This is a genomic window from Streptomyces sp. NPDC057307 (assembly GCF_042667665.1).
In the GTDB taxonomy this organism is placed as follows: domain Bacteria; phylum Actinomycetota; class Actinomycetes; order Streptomycetales; family Streptomycetaceae; genus Streptomyces.
Genome location: NZ_JBHUZM010000010.1, coordinates 13506 through 29650 on the forward strand (window position 1 = coordinate 13506; position 16145 = coordinate 29650).

19 protein-coding genes and 1 pseudogene are annotated in these 16145 nt (G+C 71.4%); 7 read left to right on the forward strand and 13 right to left on the reverse strand.

All coding sequences use genetic code 11. The features are described from left to right. Positions 1 to 1035 carry a hydroxyacid dehydrogenase gene (locus ACFUN8_RS06315; protein WP_383632298.1) on the forward strand — a complete coding sequence of 345 codons (1035 nt, stop codon included), beginning with the start codon at positions 1 to 3 and terminating at the stop codon, positions 1033 to 1035. Between the two features lie 119 nt (positions 1036 to 1154). On the opposite strand, the gene groL is transcribed toward ACFUN8_RS06315, so the two are convergent. Together groL and groES are read right to left on the reverse strand one after the other, a co-directional pair. Next, positions 1155 to 2780, reverse strand: coding sequence for a chaperonin GroEL (groL, locus tag ACFUN8_RS06320; protein ID WP_383632301.1), 1626 nt, complete (start codon positions 2778 to 2780; stop codon positions 1155 to 1157). 99 nt (positions 2781 to 2879) lie between these two features. Beyond that, complete coding sequence (groES, locus tag ACFUN8_RS06325) at positions 2880 to 3188, reverse strand: co-chaperone GroES (RefSeq protein ID WP_185028083.1); 309 nt, start codon at positions 3186 to 3188, stop codon at positions 2880 to 2882. A gap of 400 nt (positions 3189 to 3588) precedes the next feature. On the opposite strand from groES, the gene ACFUN8_RS06330 reads away from it, so the two are divergent. Then, on the forward strand, positions 3589 to 4161 hold the full coding sequence (locus ACFUN8_RS06330) for a dihydrofolate reductase family protein (RefSeq protein WP_383632305.1): 573 nt from the start codon (positions 3589 to 3591) through the stop codon (positions 4159 to 4161). Between the two features lie 91 nt (positions 4162 to 4252). On the opposite strand, the gene ACFUN8_RS06335 is transcribed toward ACFUN8_RS06330, so the two are convergent. After that, positions 4253 to 5263, reverse strand: a complete 1011-nt coding sequence (locus ACFUN8_RS06335) for a polysaccharide deacetylase family protein (protein WP_383632308.1) — start codon at positions 5261 to 5263, stop codon at positions 4253 to 4255. A gap of 57 nt (positions 5264 to 5320) precedes the next feature. Between ACFUN8_RS06335 and ACFUN8_RS06340 the strand changes: the two genes are divergently transcribed. The 3 genes from ACFUN8_RS06340 (at position 5321) to ACFUN8_RS06350 (ending at position 7457) form a co-directional block, all read left to right on the forward strand. Further along, the gene (locus ACFUN8_RS06340) at positions 5321 to 6589 is read left to right on the forward strand and encodes an SAM-dependent methyltransferase (protein WP_383632311.1); all 1269 of its coding nucleotides are present in this window, start codon (positions 5321 to 5323) and stop codon (positions 6587 to 6589) included. 1 nt (position 6590) lies between these two features. Continuing rightward, positions 6591 to 7076, forward strand: coding sequence for a hypothetical protein (locus ACFUN8_RS06345; protein WP_383632314.1), 486 nt, complete (start codon positions 6591 to 6593; stop codon positions 7074 to 7076). 228 nt (positions 7077 to 7304) lie between these two features. Further along, positions 7305 to 7457 (forward strand): hypothetical protein, encoded by a 153-nt coding sequence (locus ACFUN8_RS06350; RefSeq protein ID WP_383632317.1) that lies wholly within the window; start codon positions 7305 to 7307, stop codon positions 7455 to 7457. Between the two features lie 241 nt (positions 7458 to 7698). On the opposite strand, the pseudogene ACFUN8_RS06355 reads toward ACFUN8_RS06350, so the two are convergent. The 3 genes and pseudogenes from ACFUN8_RS06355 to ACFUN8_RS06365 form a co-directional block, all read right to left on the reverse strand. After that, positions 7699 to 8055: pseudogene (locus ACFUN8_RS06355) on the reverse strand (hypothetical protein); the annotation flags it as partial. Positions 8056 to 8210: 155 nt separating this feature from the next. Further along, a complete protein-coding gene (locus tag ACFUN8_RS06360) occupies positions 8211 to 8849 on the reverse strand; it encodes a hypothetical protein (RefSeq protein ID WP_383632319.1) in 639 nt (212 codons plus the stop codon). A 72-nt stretch (positions 8850 to 8921) separates the two neighbouring features. Beyond that, positions 8922 to 9569, reverse strand: coding sequence for a hypothetical protein (locus ACFUN8_RS06365; protein WP_383632322.1), 648 nt, complete (start codon positions 9567 to 9569; stop codon positions 8922 to 8924). A 159-nt stretch (positions 9570 to 9728) separates the two neighbouring features. On the opposite strand from ACFUN8_RS06365, the gene ACFUN8_RS06370 reads away from it, so the two are divergent. Further along, positions 9729 to 10529 carry an ArsR/SmtB family transcription factor gene (locus ACFUN8_RS06370; RefSeq protein ID WP_383632520.1) on the forward strand — a complete coding sequence of 267 codons (801 nt, stop codon included), beginning with the start codon at positions 9729 to 9731 and terminating at the stop codon, positions 10527 to 10529. Between the two features lie 41 nt (positions 10530 to 10570). Here the strand turns inward: ACFUN8_RS06370 and ACFUN8_RS06375 are convergent, their stop codons facing one another. The 6 genes from ACFUN8_RS06375 to tsaB form a co-directional block, all read right to left on the reverse strand. Further along, a complete protein-coding gene (locus ACFUN8_RS06375; protein WP_383632523.1) occupies positions 10571 to 11833 on the reverse strand; it encodes an RNA polymerase sigma factor in 1263 nt (420 codons plus the stop codon). 84 nt (positions 11834 to 11917) lie between these two features. Further along, positions 11918 to 12271 carry a YciI family protein gene (locus ACFUN8_RS06380; protein ID WP_383632325.1) on the reverse strand — a complete coding sequence of 118 codons (354 nt, stop codon included), beginning with the start codon at positions 12269 to 12271 and terminating at the stop codon, positions 11918 to 11920. Between the two features lie 205 nt (positions 12272 to 12476). Beyond that, the gene (locus ACFUN8_RS06385; protein WP_383632328.1) at positions 12477 to 12728 is read right to left on the reverse strand and encodes a hypothetical protein; all 252 of its coding nucleotides are present in this window, start codon (positions 12726 to 12728) and stop codon (positions 12477 to 12479) included. After that, positions 12725 to 13822: a tRNA (adenosine(37)-N6)-threonylcarbamoyltransferase complex transferase subunit TsaD gene (gene tsaD, locus ACFUN8_RS06390; RefSeq protein WP_383632331.1), complete on the reverse strand. Its 1098-nt coding sequence runs from the start codon at positions 13820 to 13822 to the stop codon at positions 12725 to 12727. The genes ACFUN8_RS06385 and tsaD overlap by 4 nt, the downstream gene beginning before the upstream one ends. Then, positions 13815 to 14327 carry a ribosomal protein S18-alanine N-acetyltransferase gene (gene rimI, locus ACFUN8_RS06395; RefSeq protein ID WP_383632526.1) on the reverse strand — a complete coding sequence of 171 codons (513 nt, stop codon included), beginning with the start codon at positions 14325 to 14327 and terminating at the stop codon, positions 13815 to 13817. The genes tsaD and rimI overlap by 8 nt, the downstream gene beginning before the upstream one ends. A 47-nt stretch (positions 14328 to 14374) precedes the next feature. Continuing rightward, on the reverse strand, positions 14375 to 15064 hold the full coding sequence (gene tsaB / locus ACFUN8_RS06400; RefSeq protein ID WP_383632334.1) for a tRNA (adenosine(37)-N6)-threonylcarbamoyltransferase complex dimerization subunit type 1 TsaB: 690 nt from the start codon (positions 15062 to 15064) through the stop codon (positions 14375 to 14377). Positions 15065 to 15178: 114 nt separating this feature from the next. Here tsaB and ACFUN8_RS06405 point away from each other — a divergent pair, with 114 nt between their 5' ends. Continuing rightward, positions 15179 to 15733 (forward strand): hypothetical protein, encoded by a 555-nt coding sequence (locus ACFUN8_RS06405; protein WP_383632337.1) that lies wholly within the window; start codon positions 15179 to 15181, stop codon positions 15731 to 15733. 15 nt (positions 15734 to 15748) lie between these two features. Here the strand turns inward: ACFUN8_RS06405 and ACFUN8_RS06410 are convergent, their stop codons facing one another. Then, positions 15749 to 15940, reverse strand: coding sequence for a hypothetical protein (locus ACFUN8_RS06410; RefSeq protein ID WP_383632340.1), 192 nt, complete (start codon positions 15938 to 15940; stop codon positions 15749 to 15751). Between the last annotated feature and the right edge of the window lie 205 nt (positions 15941 to 16145).

Here is a 16145-nt window from a genome sequence, read left to right on the forward strand (position 1 = left end):
ATGCACGACGCCACTGACAATCGGCCGTCCGCGCTGCTCGCGATGAGCCCCGGCATCGCGGAACGGCTGTTCGCCCCCATTCATCTCGCCCGGCTGACCGGCCTCGTACGCACCGATCCGCGGCTCGTCGCGCACACCCTGACCGGCCCCGGCCTCGACCCGGCCGTCGCCGCCGCGCTCGCGGACGCCGAACTGCTGATCACCTGCTGGGGCGCGCCCGCGCTCACCGCCGAGGTGCTGGCCGCGGCGCCCCGGCTGCGCGCGGTCGTGCACGCCGCCGGCACCGTCAAGCACCACATCACGGACGCCTGTTGGGAGCGGGGCATCACGGTCACATCGGCCGCGGCGGCCAACGCCGTGCCCGTCGCCGAGTACACGCTGGCCGCGATCCTCTTCGCGGGCAAGCAGGTGCTCCGCTCGGCGCACCGCTACCAGGAGGTGCGCGCCCGGCACGACTGGCACCAGGAGCTGGGCCGGACGGGCAACTACCGCCGTACGGTCGGCATCGTCGGCGCGTCCCGGATCGGCCGCCGGGTGATCGAGCTGCTGCGGCCGTTCGACCTCGACGTCATGCTGTACGACCCGTACGTGGACCACTCGGAGGCTCGGGCACTGGGCGTCGAACTGGTGCCGCTGACTGAACTCTGCGGGCGCGCCCAGGTGGTGTCGGTCCACGCGCCGCAGGTCCCGGCCACCCGCCATATGATCGGCGCCGCCCAGCTCGCGGCGATGCCGGACGGGGCGACGCTGATCAACACGGCGCGCGGCTCGCTGATCGACGAGGACGCGCTGCTGCCGCAGCTGGTCTCCGGGCGGCTGAACGCGGTTCTGGACGTGACCGACCCCGAACTGCCGCCGCCGGACTCGCCGTTGTACGACCTGCCGAACGTGCTGCTGACCCCGCATGTCGCCGGTTCGCTGGGGGTCGAGATCCACCGGATGGCCGATCAGGCGCTGGACGAGGTGGAGCGGTACGCGAAGGGGCTGCCGTTCGAGGATCCCGTACACCCGTCGGCGCTGCCGCACTCGGCGTAGAGGCGGCACAACGCGTCGAGGCCCGGCACCCCCGAAGGGGCGCCGGGCCTCGGCGCGTTGTGCTGAAGACCTACGGACCTGAAGACCTACAGGTCCCCGGAGCTACGGCGTTACGAGCCTCAGTGGCTGTGACCGTGGCCGCCGTGACCGGCGTCGGCCTCTTCCTCGGCGGGCTTCTCGACGACCAGGGTCTCGGTCGTGAGGAGCAGCGCGGCGATGGAAGCGGCGTTCTCCAGCGCGGAGCGGGTGACCTTGACCGGGTCGATGACGCCGGACTTCACCAGGTCGACGTACTCGCCGGTCGAGGCGTTGAAGCCGTGACCCTTGTCCAGCTCGGCGACCTTCGCGGTGATGACGTAGCCCTCAAGACCGGCGTTCTCGGCGATCCAGCGCAGCGGCTCGACCACGGCGCGGCGGACGACCGCGACACCGGTGGCCTCGTCGCCCGTCTTGCCCAGGCCGTCCTCCAGCACCTTGGCGGCGTGCACCAGGGCGGAGCCACCACCGGAGACGATGCCCTCCTCGACCGCGGCGCGGGTCGCGGAGATGGCGTCCTCCAGACGGTGCTTCTTCTCCTTCAGCTCCACCTCGGTGGCGGCGCCGACGCGGATCACGCACACGCCGCCGGCCAGCTTCGCGAGGCGCTCCTGGAGCTTCTCGCGGTCCCAGTCGGAGTCCGTGGACTCGATCTCGGCCTTGATCTGGTTGACCCGGCCGACGACCTCGGCGCTGTCGCCGCCGCCGTCGACGATCGTCGTGTCGTCCTTGGAGACGGTGACGCGGCGGGCGGTGCCCAGCACGTCGAGACCGGCCTGGTCGAGCTTGAGGCCGACCTCTTCGGCGATGACGGTCGCGCCCGTGAGGGTGGCGATGTCGCCGAGCATGGCCTTGCGGCGGTCACCGAAGCCGGGGGCCTTCACCGCGACGGCGTTGAAGGTGCCACGGATCTTGTTGACGACGAGGGTGGAGAGCGCCTCGCCCTCGACGTCCTCGGCGATGATCAGCAGCGGCCGGGAGCCACCCGCCTGGATGACCTTCTCCAGCAGCGGGAGCATGTCCTGGATGGAGGCGATCTTGCCCTGGTTGATCAGGATGTACGGGTCGTCGAGGACGGCCTCCATACGCTCCTGGTCGGTCACCATGTACGGCGAGAGGTAGCCCTTGTCGAAGGCCATGCCCTCGGTGAACTCCAGCTCCATGCCGAAGGTGTTGGACTCCTCGACGGTGATGACACCGTCCTTGCCGACCTTGTCCATCGCCTCGGCGATGAGCTCGCCGACCTGCGGGTCCTGGGCGGAGAGCCCGGCCACGGCGGCGATGTCGGACTTGTCGTCGATCGGGCGGGCCGTGTCCAGGAGTTCCTTGGAGACGGCGGCGACGGCGGCGTCGATGCCCTTCTTCAGGGCGGCCGGGGAGGCGCCGGCGGCGACGTTGCGCAGGCCCTCGCGGACCAGCGCCTGCGCCAGCACGGTGGCGGTGGTGGTGCCGTCACCCGCGATGTCGTTGGTCTTGGTCGCCACCTCCTTCACGAGCTGGGCGCCGAGGTTCTCGTACGGGTCGTCGAGCTCGACCTCGCGGGCGATCGTGACACCGTCGTTGGTGATGGTCGGGGCGCCGAACTTCTTGTCGATGACGACGTTGCGGCCCTTGGGGCCGATCGTCACCTTCACCGTGTCGGCAAGCTTGTTGACGCCGCGCTCAAGGGCGCGACGGGCGTCCTCGTCGAACTTCAGGATCTTCGCCATGGGAGCTTTCTCTTGTCCTCTCGAACGAACAACGAACTACGCCCCGGACCACCCGGCGATGCGGGGGCCAGGGGCGCAGTTCACAGCAGACTGTGGAAATTACTTCTCGATGATCGCGAGCACGTCGCGAGCCGAGAGGACGAGGTATTCCTCGCCGCTGTACTTCACCTCAGTGCCGCCGTACTTGCTGTACAGAACGACGTCGCCGACGGAAACGTCGAGCGGAAGCCGCTCGCCGTTCTCGAAGCGACCCGGACCGACGGCCAGGACGACGCCCTCCTGGGGCTTCTCCTTGGCAGTGTCCGGAATAACCAGGCCAGAGGCCGTGGTCTGCTCTGCGTCGAGCGGCTGGACCACAATGCGGTCCTCGAGCGGCTTGATGGCAACCTTGGAGCTGGCGGTCGTCACGATCCGACCTCCCCCTTCGGAGATCTCACGGGGTTAACTGTCTGGGTGGCGTGACCTGGATCGATCCGTCGTCGCGGGTGCCGGACCTGTCCTGTCACGCATTGGCACTCTCCAGTGGGGAGTGCCAGGCCTGACACTATGACCGCGATTAGCACTCGGTCAAGCTGAGTGCCAATCGAGCCCGCGCGCGGCGCCGCGATCCGGCGCCGTGGCAGGTGCGATCCGCCGCCGCGGTGGGTGCGATCCGGCGCCTTCGGGCACCTCCGGCGCGGCGGCGCCGATGAGTTTCGCCGTGGTCCACGGTCTGTCAGTGGGAGTTGGCACACTGCGGCTGCGAGGCCGCCTCGGCCGGCCCCGCCCCGTGAGAACCAGAACGCAAGACACCCCCAGGAGACCTTCGATGCGCACACTGATCAGCACCGCCTTCGTCTCGCTCGACGGCGTCGTGGAAGCCCCGGGCGGCGAGCCGGGCTACCGGAACTCCGGCTGGACCTTCAAGGACGTGGAGTTCCTGCCGGAGGCTTTCGAGATCAAGGGCCGGGAGCAGGAGGAGGCCGCGGCCATGCTGCTGGGACGGACCAGTTACGAGGCGTTCAGCCCGGTCTGGCCGGGCATGGCGGAGTTCGCCGAGTACAAGAAGATGCCGAAGTACGTGGTGTCCACCACCCTCACCGACGACGACCTGGTCGCGGACTGGGGCCCGACCTCGATCCTGCGGTCGCTCGACGAGGTCGCCGCGCTGAAGGAGACCGAGGGCGGCCCGATCATCGTCCACGGCAGCGCCGAACTGAACCGGAACCTCTCGGACGCCGGTCTGATCGACCGCTACCACCTGCTCGTCTTCCCGCTGCTTCTCGGCGCGGGCAAGCGGCTGTTCAGCGCCACGGACAAGGACGCGCAGAAGCTGCGGCTGGTCGAGCACGAGGCGTATGCGAACGGCCTGCAGAAGAACGTCTTCGACGTCGTCCGCTGAACGTGCGTGACGCCCCTGCACCGGCGCAGGGGCGTCAGCGGAACCGGCCCGACCTGACCATGCCCGGCCCGCCCGGCCCAAGAGGCAAGCCCTAGACGTAGTCCTCCAGCTTCGCCACCGCGTAACCCTTGTCGGTGATCGTCTTCATGACGTGCCGGATCATGTCGGGCATCGAGCCCTTCCAGTCCTCCTCCCCGCGGAAGTGCGTGAGGACGATGTCGCCGGGATGCAGGTCCCGGTCCCACTCGCGCCACTCCATGTGGTCGGGGAACGCCTCGGACGACCACAGCGGAACGGCCTTGACGCCACAGGACTTGGCGGCGCGCAGGGTGCTCGCGTTGTAGTTGCCGTACGGCGGCCGGAAGAGTTCGGGCCGCTTCCCGTACTGCTTCTTGAGCTTGTCCTGCTGCCCGCAGATCTCCCGCTTCTGCTCCTCGTAGGAGAGTCCGGGGAGGTAGGGGTGGGTGAGGGTGTGGTTGTGCAGGGAGACACCGCGCGCCTGCATCTTCTTGAAGTAGGCGTAGTTGTCGTTGATGACGTAGTCGCTGAGGAAGGCGCTGTACGGGATCTTCAACTCGTCCATCATGCGCAGCAGTCGGGGATCCTTCTCGGCGCCGTCGTCGATCGTCAGGAAGACGACCTTCTCCTTCGTCGGGACGGTGGTGAAGACCGGCGGCAGGGTCGCGCCACCCGTGACCTCGAAGCCCTTGCGGGTGGTGATGCGCGGCTTCACGGCGGGCGGCGCGGGCGCGGCGAGCGGGGTCTTGGCGAGCTTCCACTTCTTGGCGGCCACGGCACGGAGCGCCTGGGCCTCGGCGGCAGCGGCGGCTCCGGCCTTCTTGGCGGCGTCGGTCCCCGGTCCGGGGCCGGGCCGGCCCGGCTTCACGGGGGCGGACTCCACCGGCCCGCCACCACCGCCACCGCCGTCCCCGCTGTGACCACCGTGGCCGCCATGACCGCCGCCCCGGTCGTCGGTCCCCGCCGCGCAGGCAGAGCCGAGTGCGGCGATCAGAAGTACGGCGACGACCGCGCGGCCCCGTCCGCGCGGGTGTCTTTTCCGCAGCTCTGCGACCTTTTCGTCCTTTTGTCTTACTAGTTGCATGGCGCCGCATCCTGTCAGCGCCCGGCCCGCGCGCCCGGCCGACACCGCCGGGAAGCGATGACGGTCCCCCGGCTGGCCCACAATGGCCCGGTGACCGACTCCCCCTCGCCGCTCGCCCCCCTGCTCTCCGACGAGGGCCAGGCCCTGCTCGCCGCCCTCCGCGACCACGACCCGGCGCACGAGCTGGCGCTGGCGACCCGGCTGCGCCGAGACCACCCCGCCGAGTTGGTCTCGGCGGCCCTCGCGCAGGCCCGGCTGCGGCAGCGGGCGGTCGCGAAGTTCGGCGAACAGGACGCGTACCGCATGTACTTCACACCGCACGGCGTCGAGCAGGCCACCCGTACCTCGGTCGCCGCGCACCGGGCGGGCCGGTTCCGGGACATCGGCCTCCCGGGCCCCGGCCCGGCGCGGATCACGGACCTCTGCTGCGGCATCGGCGGTGACGCGATCGAGCTGGCCCGCGCGGGGTTCGCCGTGACCGCCGTCGACCGCGACCCTGCGACCTGCGAGATCGCCGCGCACAACATCCCCGCGCTGGCGCCTGACGCCCCGCCACCGGCCGTCGTGTGCGCGGACGTCATGGCGTACGACCTGAGCACGGCGCCCGCCCCCGACGCGCTGTTCATCGACCCGGCGCGGCGCGGCGGCCGGGGCCGGATCTTCGACCCGGAGGCGTACTCGCCGCCGCTGTCCTGGGCGATCGAGGCGGTACGTACGGTCGGCACCGGCGGCATCAAGATCGCGCCGGGCATCCCGCACGAGCTGGTCCCCGATGACTTCGAGGCCGAGTGGATCTCCGACGGCGGCGACGTCAAGGAGGCCGTGCTCTGGCACGACGCGAGCGGGGCCGGGGCCGTCGGCGCGATCACACCCGGCGCCCGGCGCGCCACGCTGCTCCCCGCGGGCCTCACCCTCACCGGCCGGGGCCTGCCGAACCCCCAGGTCAGGAAGGTCGGCCGCTATCTGTACGAGCCGGACGGCGCCGTCATCCGCGCCCATCTGGTCGCCGAGGCCGCCGACGAGCTGGACGGCGGCCTGATCGACGAGACGATCGCCTACATCACGGCGGACGAGCTGCGCCCGACGCCGTACGCGACGGCGTACGAGATCACCGACGAGCTGCCGTTCAACCTCAAGCGGCTCAAGGCCCTGCTCCGCGAGCGCGAGGTCGGCATCCTGACGGTCAAGAAGCGCGGCTCGCCGGTCGAACCGGAGGAGCTGCGACGGAAGATGAAGCTCCAGGGACGGAACTCGGCCACCGTCTTCCTCACCCGGGTCGCGGGCGCGCCGACGATGCTGCTCGGTCGGCCCGCCGGAAGGCCGTGAGGTGGCGGGCGAGACCGTGGTGAAGGTGTCCTGGGGGCCCAGACCCGAGTCCCACCAGGAGTTGGCCGGGCGCTGGCTGGACCTGCTGGGGCGGCTGACGGAGCTGTCGGCGGGCGCCTTGGCCGACTGGCGGTGGGACGGCCACGGCACGGCACCGGGCGAGCCCGTACCGCAGGACGCCGGCGCCTTCGCGGCGGCGGTCGAGGCGGCGAACCGGCACGACGACGCGGACATCATCGGCAGCACGGCCTTCGCGGTGGCCCGGCAGCCGGACGGCGGATACGCGCAGCTCAAGGCGACGGCCGGGGGTTCGAACAGGTTCTCCCCGTTCACCGCCGTACTGCTGCTCCTCCCCGGCTCCCCGGACGCGGCCGTGCCCCTCGCGGACCGGCTGCCCGAGGCGCTGGCCGCCATGGCCGGTGTCTGGGACGCGGACACCGGGAGCACCTACGACCGTGAGCTGTTCACCGCGCTGAAGACCGCCTAGGGGGTGTCTTGTCGATCAGGCCGGATCAGGGAGCGGGGTCTGGTGCCGTGGATCGCAAGGCGGAGGAGGGAGGCATGGCGGAGCCATGCCGACCGACGACAACGCGGCGAGGCGCGGCACCAGGGCACGCGAGCCCGGCAAGATCGGCAAGACACCCCCTAGGGCCTGCGGCCCTCGCACCCGCGCTGCGGCTGGTCCGTCTTCCTGTCGGCGAACCGGGCCGCGCGAGTGCCCGCGGACCTCGCCGCGCGACGCCTGGCAGCCGGGTCGGGCGGAGTCGTACTCGATATCGGCACCGCCACGGACGCGGTGCTCGCGGCACACGGGGCGCTCGCCGGAGCGGGCGCGCTGGAGCCGCTGCCCACTCCTCGGACCGGTTGAGGGCACACCGACCGTGGGCACCGACCGAACCCCCCGGCGGCGGCGATCAGTCCTGGTCCCGCCCCTTGGGCTTCGGCTCCGTGGCCGCAGACTCCTCGGCCGCTGATTCCGTGGCCGCCGGCTTCTCCAGCTTCCCGGGCTTTTTCAGCTTGTCCGGCTTCTCCGACTCCACCGGCTCTACCGACTCCTTCGGCTCCGGCCGGGAGGCTTGAAGCTGCGCCTCCAGGAGCCGGGCGTCGAGGTCGGTGATGTCGTCGGCGTAGATCACCGAGAGAGGTTGCGGGCCGACGTACTGCTGGCAGTTGCACTGCGCCAGCTCGTACCGCTTCGGTTTCTTGTTCTCGTCCCAGGCCGTCGCCACTTCGACGTTCTCGTGGCACTTGCCCTGCTTGTCATGCTTCGCGAGATGGTGTGAACACCCGCAGACGGGCTCCGGCGGCTTGTGTGACTCCTCCAGGGCGAGCCGGCCGCCCTCGACGAGCTTGATGCGCTCCACTCTTCGCTCGTGCCGGGTGCGCAGCGCGCTCCGGCTCGTGTCGGCGACCCAGCTGAAGCCACCGACCATGAAGAAGACGAAAATCCACCACAGCCAGTTCATCCGCCGCCCCTTCACCCCATGAAATGGCGCATGCGTTCCACCCAGGATAGAACGGGCGGCGTAGGAACGGCCTCAGGGAGCGGGGGGCGACTTCGGGACACATCCGGACAACACGCGCCACTCGCGTCCCGTAAATCACCGTTTTCGCGGTGGATTCAGCGGTGCGCGCCACCGCGTCCGGGCGGCCGGACCGGGCTCAGTACGTGCTCCGCCCACCGCTGGTGGCCCACCGCCCGCACCGCCCCGATGACACCGATGACCAGCGCGATCACACCGATTCCGACGAGATACGCCACTTCGCCGACTCCCGTGGAATCCGGCTGGCCGCCGCCGGTCAGGGCCAGTCCCAGACCGGTCACGCACAGCGCTACGGACAGTCCCAGCCACACGCCGCTCCGGGCGCCGGCCCGCAGCCGGTGGTCGTTCTCGGGATCCGGCGCCAGTTCGGCCCAGGCTTCGATCCTGTCGCGCACCGCGCGGTCCCTGGCGACGCTGAAACCGGTGCCGATCATCGCGGGCACCAGGACGATCGCACCGAGGATCAGCTCGACGAACCCGGTTATGTAGTCCGCGCTCCGGTCCTCGAAATGACCGAGCCCCAGGCTGACCAGCACCCACCCGAGCCCCGCGACGAGCCCGAGCGACCAGAGCGCCAGCAGCCCCGGCGCGGTCAGGCTCCGCCGCCGCAGCTCGGCCATCGCGAGGGCCCGGTCGGCGAGCATCGACTCGTCGTCGGGCCAGTCGCACAGGTGCTCGGGCGGCGGAGGGGGCGGCAGCGGCGTACGACGGAACATCCGGGGAGGCTATCCCTCATGATCACCGCCCGGTCGACCGGGATCACCGCCGCCGGAGCGGCGGGCCGGGGATCACTGCCCGGCGGGCCGGGGCCGACCGGCGGCGAGCAGCCGGACGGCCCACCGGTAGTGCGTGACGGCCTTCGTGACGCCGATCAGCCCGCCGATCCAGAGGAGGGCGCCCGCGCCCATCACATACGCGACCTCCCCGTACGTGTCCTCGCCCCGTCGCGCGCTCGCGGGCGTCTCCAGGGACAGCCACAGCCCCAGCACCCCGACCAGGAAGGAGATCAGCAGCCAGCACAGGCTCACGCCCGGCAGTCGGAGGCGCCTGTCGCCCACCGGGTCGCTCGCGAGCGCCGCCCACTGGCGCGTCAGCCGGTGCATCGCGACGTCGCGGCGGAGCAGCAGGCCGAGGACGATCCCGGCGGCCGTCAGCACGCCGAGGCCGAACGCCGCGAGGAGCACGCCGAAGATGAGGGTGATCGGGTCGACGTCCTCCACGATCATCCCCTGCAGCCCCCCGCCCGCCATCAGCCAGCCGAACTCCATCCCGCCCACGAGCAGCAGGAATTGGGTGAGCCGCGCGGGTCCCATGCCGTGCCCGACGAGCCAGTCGAGGATTCTGGCGCGTTCGGCGAGCAGTGCCTGCTCGTCGGGCCAGGTGCGTATGTGTACGGGGGGCGGAGGCGGCGGCAGCGGGGATGAGCGGCGAGACATGCGGCGAGAGTATCGCCGCGCGCCGCCCCTCCTGGGCCCCGATTGACATGCAGCCACACGGGTGCCTAAATTATAGGCAGCCGAATGGCTGCATATCCGATCCGCCGTACGAGCGGATCGGACAGCGAAGGCGACGCGTGGACGGGTGCTGGACGGGTGATGGACGAAGTCTTCAAAGCACTGGCCGACCCCGGCCGGCGCCGACTGCTGGACAGTCTCGACGCCCGTAACGGGCAGAGTCTGCGGGAGTTGTGCGCCGAGCTGGACATGGCCAGGCAGTCGGTCAGCAAGCACCTGGCGGTGCTCGAAGCGGCGAATCTCGTCACCACGGTGTGGCGCGGCAGGGAGAAGCTCCACTACCTCAACGCCGTGCCGATCAACGCCATCGCCGACCGCTGGATGAACAAGTACGACCGCGGGCGGGCGAGCGCCCTCGCGGACCTCAAGACGGCACTGGAGGACAGCACCATGGCGACAGAGGACAGCGAGACCGCGTTCGTCTACCGCACCTACATCAACACCACCCCCGAGAAGCTGTGGCAGGCGCTCACCGACCCGGCGTTCACCCGGCGCTACTGGGGCGTGACCTTCGAGTCGGACTGGCGGGCCGGGTCGGAGATGTCCTGGGAGCAGTTCGGCGTGCGGATCACCGACCCCGAGCAGGTCGTGGTGGAGTCGGAGCCGTACCGCAGGCTCTCCTACACCTGGCACACCATGACGCCGGAGTTCGCCGAGGCGACCGGGCTGGGTGAGGAGTACCGCCTGAAGGCGGCGGCCGAGGAACGGTCGAAGGTGACCTTCGAGATCGAGCCGATGGGACCGGCGGTCAAGCTGACCGTGATCCACGACGGCTTCCGGCCGGGCTCCACCATCCTGTCGAGCGTCAGGGAGGGCTGGCCGGCGCTGCTGTCGAGCCTCAAGACGCTGCTGGAGACGGGCGAGCCGCTGCCGGAGCCGTAAAGTCCGGCAGTTCAAAGCCCGGCAACTCAGAGTCCGGCAGCTCAAAGTCCGGCAGCTCGGAGTCCGGCCGCCCGCTCCTCCAGCAGCGTGCGCTCGCGTTCGTTGCGGGTCAGCCCGGCCGCCCGTACGAACTCGGCCCGCGCCTCCTCCGTACGCCCCAGCCTCGCCAGCAGATCCCCGCGCACGCTCGGCAGCAGGTGGTAGCCCTTGAGCGCGGACCCGGCGGGCCCCGCCGCCAGCGCGTCCACCAGCGCCAGGCCCGCATCGGGCCCGTCGGCCATCGAGACGGCGACGGCGCGGTTCAGCTCCACGACGGGCGAGGGGGTGAGCGCGGCGAGACGCCCGTACAGCCCGGCGATCGTGGCCCAGTCCGTGTCCTCGTACGTCGCCGCCCCCGCGTGACACGCGGCGATGGCGGCCTGGAGGGCGTACGGGCCGGGGGCGCCGCCCAGCGCGTTCGCCCGGGTCAGGGCCTCCACGCCGCGGCGGATGAGCAGCCGGTCCCAGCGCGCGCGGTTCTGGTCGGCGAGCAGGACGGGCGCGCCACCGGGCCCGGTACGGGTGGGCGTGCGGGACGCCTGAAACTCCAACAGGGCCGCCAGGCCGTGCACTTCGGGCTCTTTGGGCATCAGCCCGCTCAGCACGCGCGCGAGCCGCAGCGCGTCCTCGCACAGGCCGGGGCGCAGCAGGTCGTCCCCGGCGGTCGCGGAGTAGCCCTCGTTGAAGACGAGATAGATGACCTCCAGGACGGAGGCGAGGCGCGCGTCGCGCTCCGCGCCGTACGGCACCTCGAAGGGGACGCCCGCCTTGGCGAGGCCGCGCTTGGCACGCACGATGCGCTGGGCGACGGTCGCCTCGGGCACGAGATAGGCGCGGGCGATCTCCTCGGTGGTGAGTCCGCCGAGCAGCCGCAGGGTGAGGGCGACGCGCGCCTCGGTGGACAGGACGGGGTGGCAGGAGACGAAGACGAGCCGCAGCAGGTCGTCGTCGATGTCGTCGGCGTCGGCGGGCTCGGGCGGTGGCGGCGCCGTGTCCTCAAGGGTGCGGCCGACCTCGGCGAGCTTGCGGGCGTACGTCTCCCGGCGGCGTACGAGATCGATGGCGCGGCGCCTGGCCGTGGCCATGAGCCAGGCTCCCGGGTTGTCCGGGACGCCCGACTCCGGCCACTGCTCCAGGGCGGCGACCAGCGCGTCCTGCGCCAGTTCCTCGGCGATGCCGACGTCGCGTACGACACGGGCGACGGCGGCGATGATCCGCGCCTGCTCGATCCTGAATACCGCTTCCACCGCGCCGTCTGCCTTCACGGCCACCCATCAGAGCACCGGGGCGAGCGGACGGCAAACGGATCGCGGGGGGATGCGGGGCGGGCCCGGCTCGGCCTGTTCGGCCTATTCGGCGATCTGGCGGGTCTCGGCGGTCAGGGTCCAGTAGTCCTCGTGGATCTGGAGGAACCGCTTGGCCCACTCGACGGCCTCGGCCTGCGTCTTCGCCTGGACGATCGAGTACCCGCCGATGACCTCCTTGGACTCGGTGAACGGCCCGTCGGTGACCGACAGCTTCCCGCCCGACCAGGTCACCCGGGTGCCCTCGGCGGACGGGTGCAGCCCGCCCGTCTCCAGCATGGCGCCGGCCTTCTCCATCTCCTGGGCCAGCTTGCCCATCCGTTCGCCCAGTTCGGCGCTGTGGCCCTCGGTGGGCTGGTTGGCCTCGTCCAGGTGGATGAGTGTCATGAAACGCGGCATGGTGACTCCTCGGTGCGCGATGTGCGGTGGGTGGTGTGCGGGGCTGTTTCCCGCCTCTCACCCTTGCGTCGAACGGGCCGGTCCCGGATCGACACACGCCGCGATTTTTCTTCGAGAAGTTTTCCGCGAGCGGTCCGCGGGTCCTGTGGCCAGGAACGTCGGCCGGGTTGCGCGGCTCGTGGGCCGCGCTCCCCGCGCGCCCAGGTCAGTCCGCCGTCTCGAACCGCCAGCGGTGCACCGCGCGCGCCACCAGCTCGTCGGCCGGCTCCGGGATCTCGGGCAGTTCCGCGTCGTACGAGGCGTCCCACCAGGTCATCACCAGTACCCGGCCGCCGGGCGCGGTCAGCGTCTCGCGGCGGTGCGGGGCCGGGGCGAGAGCCCGCGCCCTGACCCACGCCAGCAGCTCGGCGCCCCGGCCGGGCGCGGCTTTGGCCTCCCACATCAGGGCGACGGTCATGAGTAGAGGTTGTCCTTACTGACCTCGTGCACGTGATCATGCGTCGGGAAGTGCCCGGGCACATGCGTCTCCGTCACCGGCAGCGAGGAGTCCGCCGACAGGTCCCAGTCCGACGCGGGCCGGTTCCGCGCCACCATCTCGGCGCCGAGCGCGGCGACCATCGCGCCGTTGTCCGTGCAGAGTCCCGGCCGGGGCACCCGCAGCCGGATGCCCGCCCGCTCGCACCGTTCGGCGGCCAGCGCGCGCAGCCGGGAGTTGGCCGCGACGCCGCCGCCGATCATCAGATGGTCCACGCCCTCGTCCTTGCAGGCGCGCACCGCCTTTCGCGTCAGCACGTCCACCACGGCCTCCTGGAAGGACGCGGCCACATCCCGGACGGGCACGTCCTCACGGGCCGCGCGCTTCGCCTCGATCCAGCGGGCGACGGACGTCTTGAGACCGGAGAAGGAGAAGTCGTACGGCGCGTCGCGCGGACCGGTCAGTCCGCGCGGGAAGGCGATCGCCGCCGGGTCGCCCTCGCGCGCGAGCCGGTCGATCACCGGGCCGCCGGGGAAGCCCAGTTGGAGGACGCGCGCGATCTTGTCGAACGCCTCGCCCGCCGCGTCGTCGATGGTCGCGCCCATCGGCCGTACGTCGGCGGTGATGTCCGGCGCGAGCAGCAGCGACGAGTGCCCGCCGCTGACCAGCAGCGCCATCGTCGGCTCGGGCAGCGGCCCGTGCTCAAGCTGGTCGACGCAGATGTGCGAGGCGAGGTGGTTGACGCCGTAGAGCGGCTTGCCGAGCGCGTACGCGTACGCCTTCGCCGCCGACACCCCGACCAGCAGCGCGCCGGCCAGTCCGGGCCCGGCCGTGACCGCGATCCCGTCCAGGTCGCGGGCGCTGACCCCGGCCTCCTTCAGCGCGCGCTCGACCGTGGGCACCATGGCCTCCAGGTGCGCGCGGGAGGCGACCTCGGGCACGACGCCGCCGAAGCGGGCGTGCTCGTCGACGCTGGAGGCGATGGCGTCGGCGAGCAGCGTCGTACCGCGGACGATGCCCACGCCCGTCTCGTCGCACGAGGTCTCGATGCCGAGGACGAGAGGTTCGTCAGCCATGGATCTCTGTTCCTTGTTGATTCGGCGGGCGGTTCGGCGGGCGGTTCGGTGGCCGCCGCTCGTCGTGCATGGACAGCCGCATGACGAGGGCGTCGACGTTGCCCGGCTGGTAGTAGCCCCGGCGGAAGCCGACGGGCTCGAACCCGAACCGCTCGTACAGCTTCTGCGCACGGGGGTTGTCCACCCGTACCTCCAGCAGCACCTCCTCGCACTCGAAGGCGGTGGCGTGCTGGAGAAGATCGGTGAGCAGCCGCGAGCCGAGCCCGGTCCCCCAGTGGTCGCGGGCGGCGGCGATGGTCTGTACGTCGCCGAGGCCGCCGGCGGCGGCGAGTCCGGCGTAGCCGACGATCCGGCCGTCGCCGGTCACGGCGACCACGTAGCGGCGGGTGGCGGCCGGGCCGCGCGCGTGGGCCAGTTCGGACCAGAACATGCCCGGTGACCAGGCGTCCTCGGGGAACAGCTCGTATTCGAGCGCGAGCGCGGACTCGATGTCCCACCAGCGCATCTCGCGCAGCGTCACACCACTCGCGTCGGTCTCGTCGGTCACTTCGGTCACTTCGGCGTGACCACCTTGTAGTTCTTGGGCACCTGCGCGTCGGGTCGCCGCAGATAGAGCGGCAGCGCCGGCAGGAACCCGTCGGCGCCGCCCGCCGCGAGTCTCCCCGCCGCGAGTCTCCCCGCCGCGAGTCTCTCCGCCGCGAGGGAGGCGAGCGCGGCGGCCGACTGGTGCTCGGGCGTGCGGGCGTCCGGGAACGCCTCCGGGTAGAGCACTCCGCCCGCTCCCACGACCGGCAGCCCCGCCAGCTCCGCCGCGATGTCGGCGGGCCGGTCGACCGCGGGCTCGGTCAGCCGCGTACGGGAGTCCGCGTACCGCGCCCAGTAGACCTCCTTGCGGCGGGCGTCCGTCGCCACCACGAAGGGCTCGTCGAGCCCGGCGGCGTACGCGAGCCCGTCCAGCGTGCACAGCCCGTGGACCGGCACCCCCAGCGTCGAGCCGAAGGCCGCGGCCGTGACGAGGCCGACGCGCAGTCCGGTGTACGGGCCGGGGCCCACGCCGACGACCAGGTCCGTGACGGCGCCGAGCGCGAGGCCGGCCTCGGCGAACACGCGGTCGACGGCGGGCAGCAGCAGCTCCCCGTGCCGGCGTGCGTCGACCTGGCTCTCGGCGGCGAGGACGGAGACACCGTCGTGGAGGGCGACGGTGACGGCGGGCGTGGCGGTATCAACGGCGAGCAGGAGCACGCAAACAGCCTACGGCTCCCCGGAGGGGCCCCGGGGCCGGGCACGGCGCCCCGTCCCCTCTACCGCCTGCTGCTAACGTCACCACGCATACGTACGTACGAGAGGTGGATCAAGGTGTCCAGGAGCAGCTCGGGATTCGTGGCCGGGCTCACCGCGTTGGCCGTTGCCGCCGTCGGTTTCCTCGCGTACCAGGCGTCGGCGAACGTGCCGGACCAGCTCGCTTCACCCAAGAAGCCCGGCTCGTCGGCCTCCGCCTCCGCCGCGCCCAAGGAGAAGAAGAAGGACGCGCACGCGGTGCCCGCGGAGTCGGGCAGCGGTCAGCGCGTCGTCTACGCGCTGGACGCCAAGCGTGTGTGGCTGGTGGGCAAGGCGGCGGAGAAGCCGCGGAGTTTCGAGGTCATGCCGAGCACGGTGAGCCCGCCGCCCGGCACGTATCAGGTCACGTCGCGGTCCGGGAAGATCACGGGATCGGACGGGGTCGACATCGAGCACGTGGTGCGGTTCGCCAGCGTGAACCAGGTCGCGATCGGGTTCAGCGCCGCGGTCGACGGGACGATGGCGAGCCCCGACCCGAATCTGAAGACGGGCGGCGTCCGGATGACACCGGAGGACGGCGACGCGATGTGGACGTTCGCGACGATCGGCTCGAAGGTCGTCGTCGTCCCGTAACGCCTGGCTGTGACGTTACGCGGCGGCTTCGTCGGCCTGACCGGTGGCGGTCCCGCGGTTCTCGGCGACGGGCGCGGCCGGCGGGGTCGATACGGCGCTCGCCGCCGCGCAGGACGCCAGCAGATCGCTCATCGACACGGACGACGGATCGGGAGACGCGACCGTCGGCTCCGACGGTCGCGTTTCGGTGCTCTCTGATGCCGGCATGGATGCCTCCTGAGGCTCCGGGGGCAAGCTTGGTTAGGTAGACCTAACCAAATCTCGTTTACCATGTGACCACGCGCCGCACGCCACATGCAAGAGTTTACCGACGTCTTGTCGGAAAGCACGGACGCTCAGGTCGGCGAGGGCCCCGGCGAGAGCCCCGACGAGCGCCCCGGAGGGCGCCCCGGCGGGCGACGACTCGGGCTGA

What these genes read in the sequence shown, in the direction of transcription:
- ACFUN8_RS06370 (WP_383632520.1), top strand. Translation starts at nt 9,729, where the DNA reads ATGGACGAAGTCTTCAAAGCACTGGCCGACCCCGGCCGGCGCCGACTG.
- ACFUN8_RS06335 (WP_383632308.1), bottom strand. Translation starts at nt 5,263, where the DNA reads ATGCAACTAGTAAGACAAAAGGACGAAAAGGTCGCAGAGCTGCGGAAA.
- ACFUN8_RS06365 (WP_383632322.1), bottom strand. Translation starts at nt 9,569, where the DNA reads ATGTCTCGCCGCTCATCCCCGCTGCCGCCGCCTCCGCCCCCCGTACAC.
- rimI (WP_383632526.1), bottom strand. Translation starts at nt 14,327, where the DNA reads ATGCGCTGGTGGGACATCGAGTCCGCGCTCGCGCTCGAATACGAGCTG.
- ACFUN8_RS06410 (WP_383632340.1), bottom strand. Translation starts at nt 15,940, where the DNA reads ATGCCGGCATCAGAGAGCACCGAAACGCGACCGTCGGAGCCGACGGTC.
- ACFUN8_RS06330 (WP_383632305.1), top strand. Translation starts at nt 3,589, where the DNA reads ATGCGCACACTGATCAGCACCGCCTTCGTCTCGCTCGACGGCGTCGTG.
- ACFUN8_RS06315 (WP_383632298.1), top strand. Translation starts at nt 1, where the DNA reads ATGCACGACGCCACTGACAATCGGCCGTCCGCGCTGCTCGCGATGAGC.
- tsaD (WP_383632331.1), bottom strand. Translation starts at nt 13,822, where the DNA reads ATGGCTGACGAACCTCTCGTCCTCGGCATCGAGACCTCGTGCGACGAG.
- ACFUN8_RS06360 (WP_383632319.1), bottom strand. Translation starts at nt 8,849, where the DNA reads ATGTTCCGTCGTACGCCGCTGCCGCCCCCTCCGCCGCCCGAGCACCTG.
- ACFUN8_RS06385 (WP_383632328.1), bottom strand. Translation starts at nt 12,728, where the DNA reads ATGACCGTCGCCCTGATGTGGGAGGCCAAAGCCGCGCCCGGCCGGGGC.
- ACFUN8_RS06380 (WP_383632325.1), bottom strand. Translation starts at nt 12,271, where the DNA reads ATGCCGCGTTTCATGACACTCATCCACCTGGACGAGGCCAACCAGCCC.
- groL (WP_383632301.1), bottom strand. Translation starts at nt 2,780, where the DNA reads ATGGCGAAGATCCTGAAGTTCGACGAGGACGCCCGTCGCGCCCTTGAG.
- ACFUN8_RS06340 (WP_383632311.1), top strand. Translation starts at nt 5,321, where the DNA reads ATGACGGTCCCCCGGCTGGCCCACAATGGCCCGGTGACCGACTCCCCC.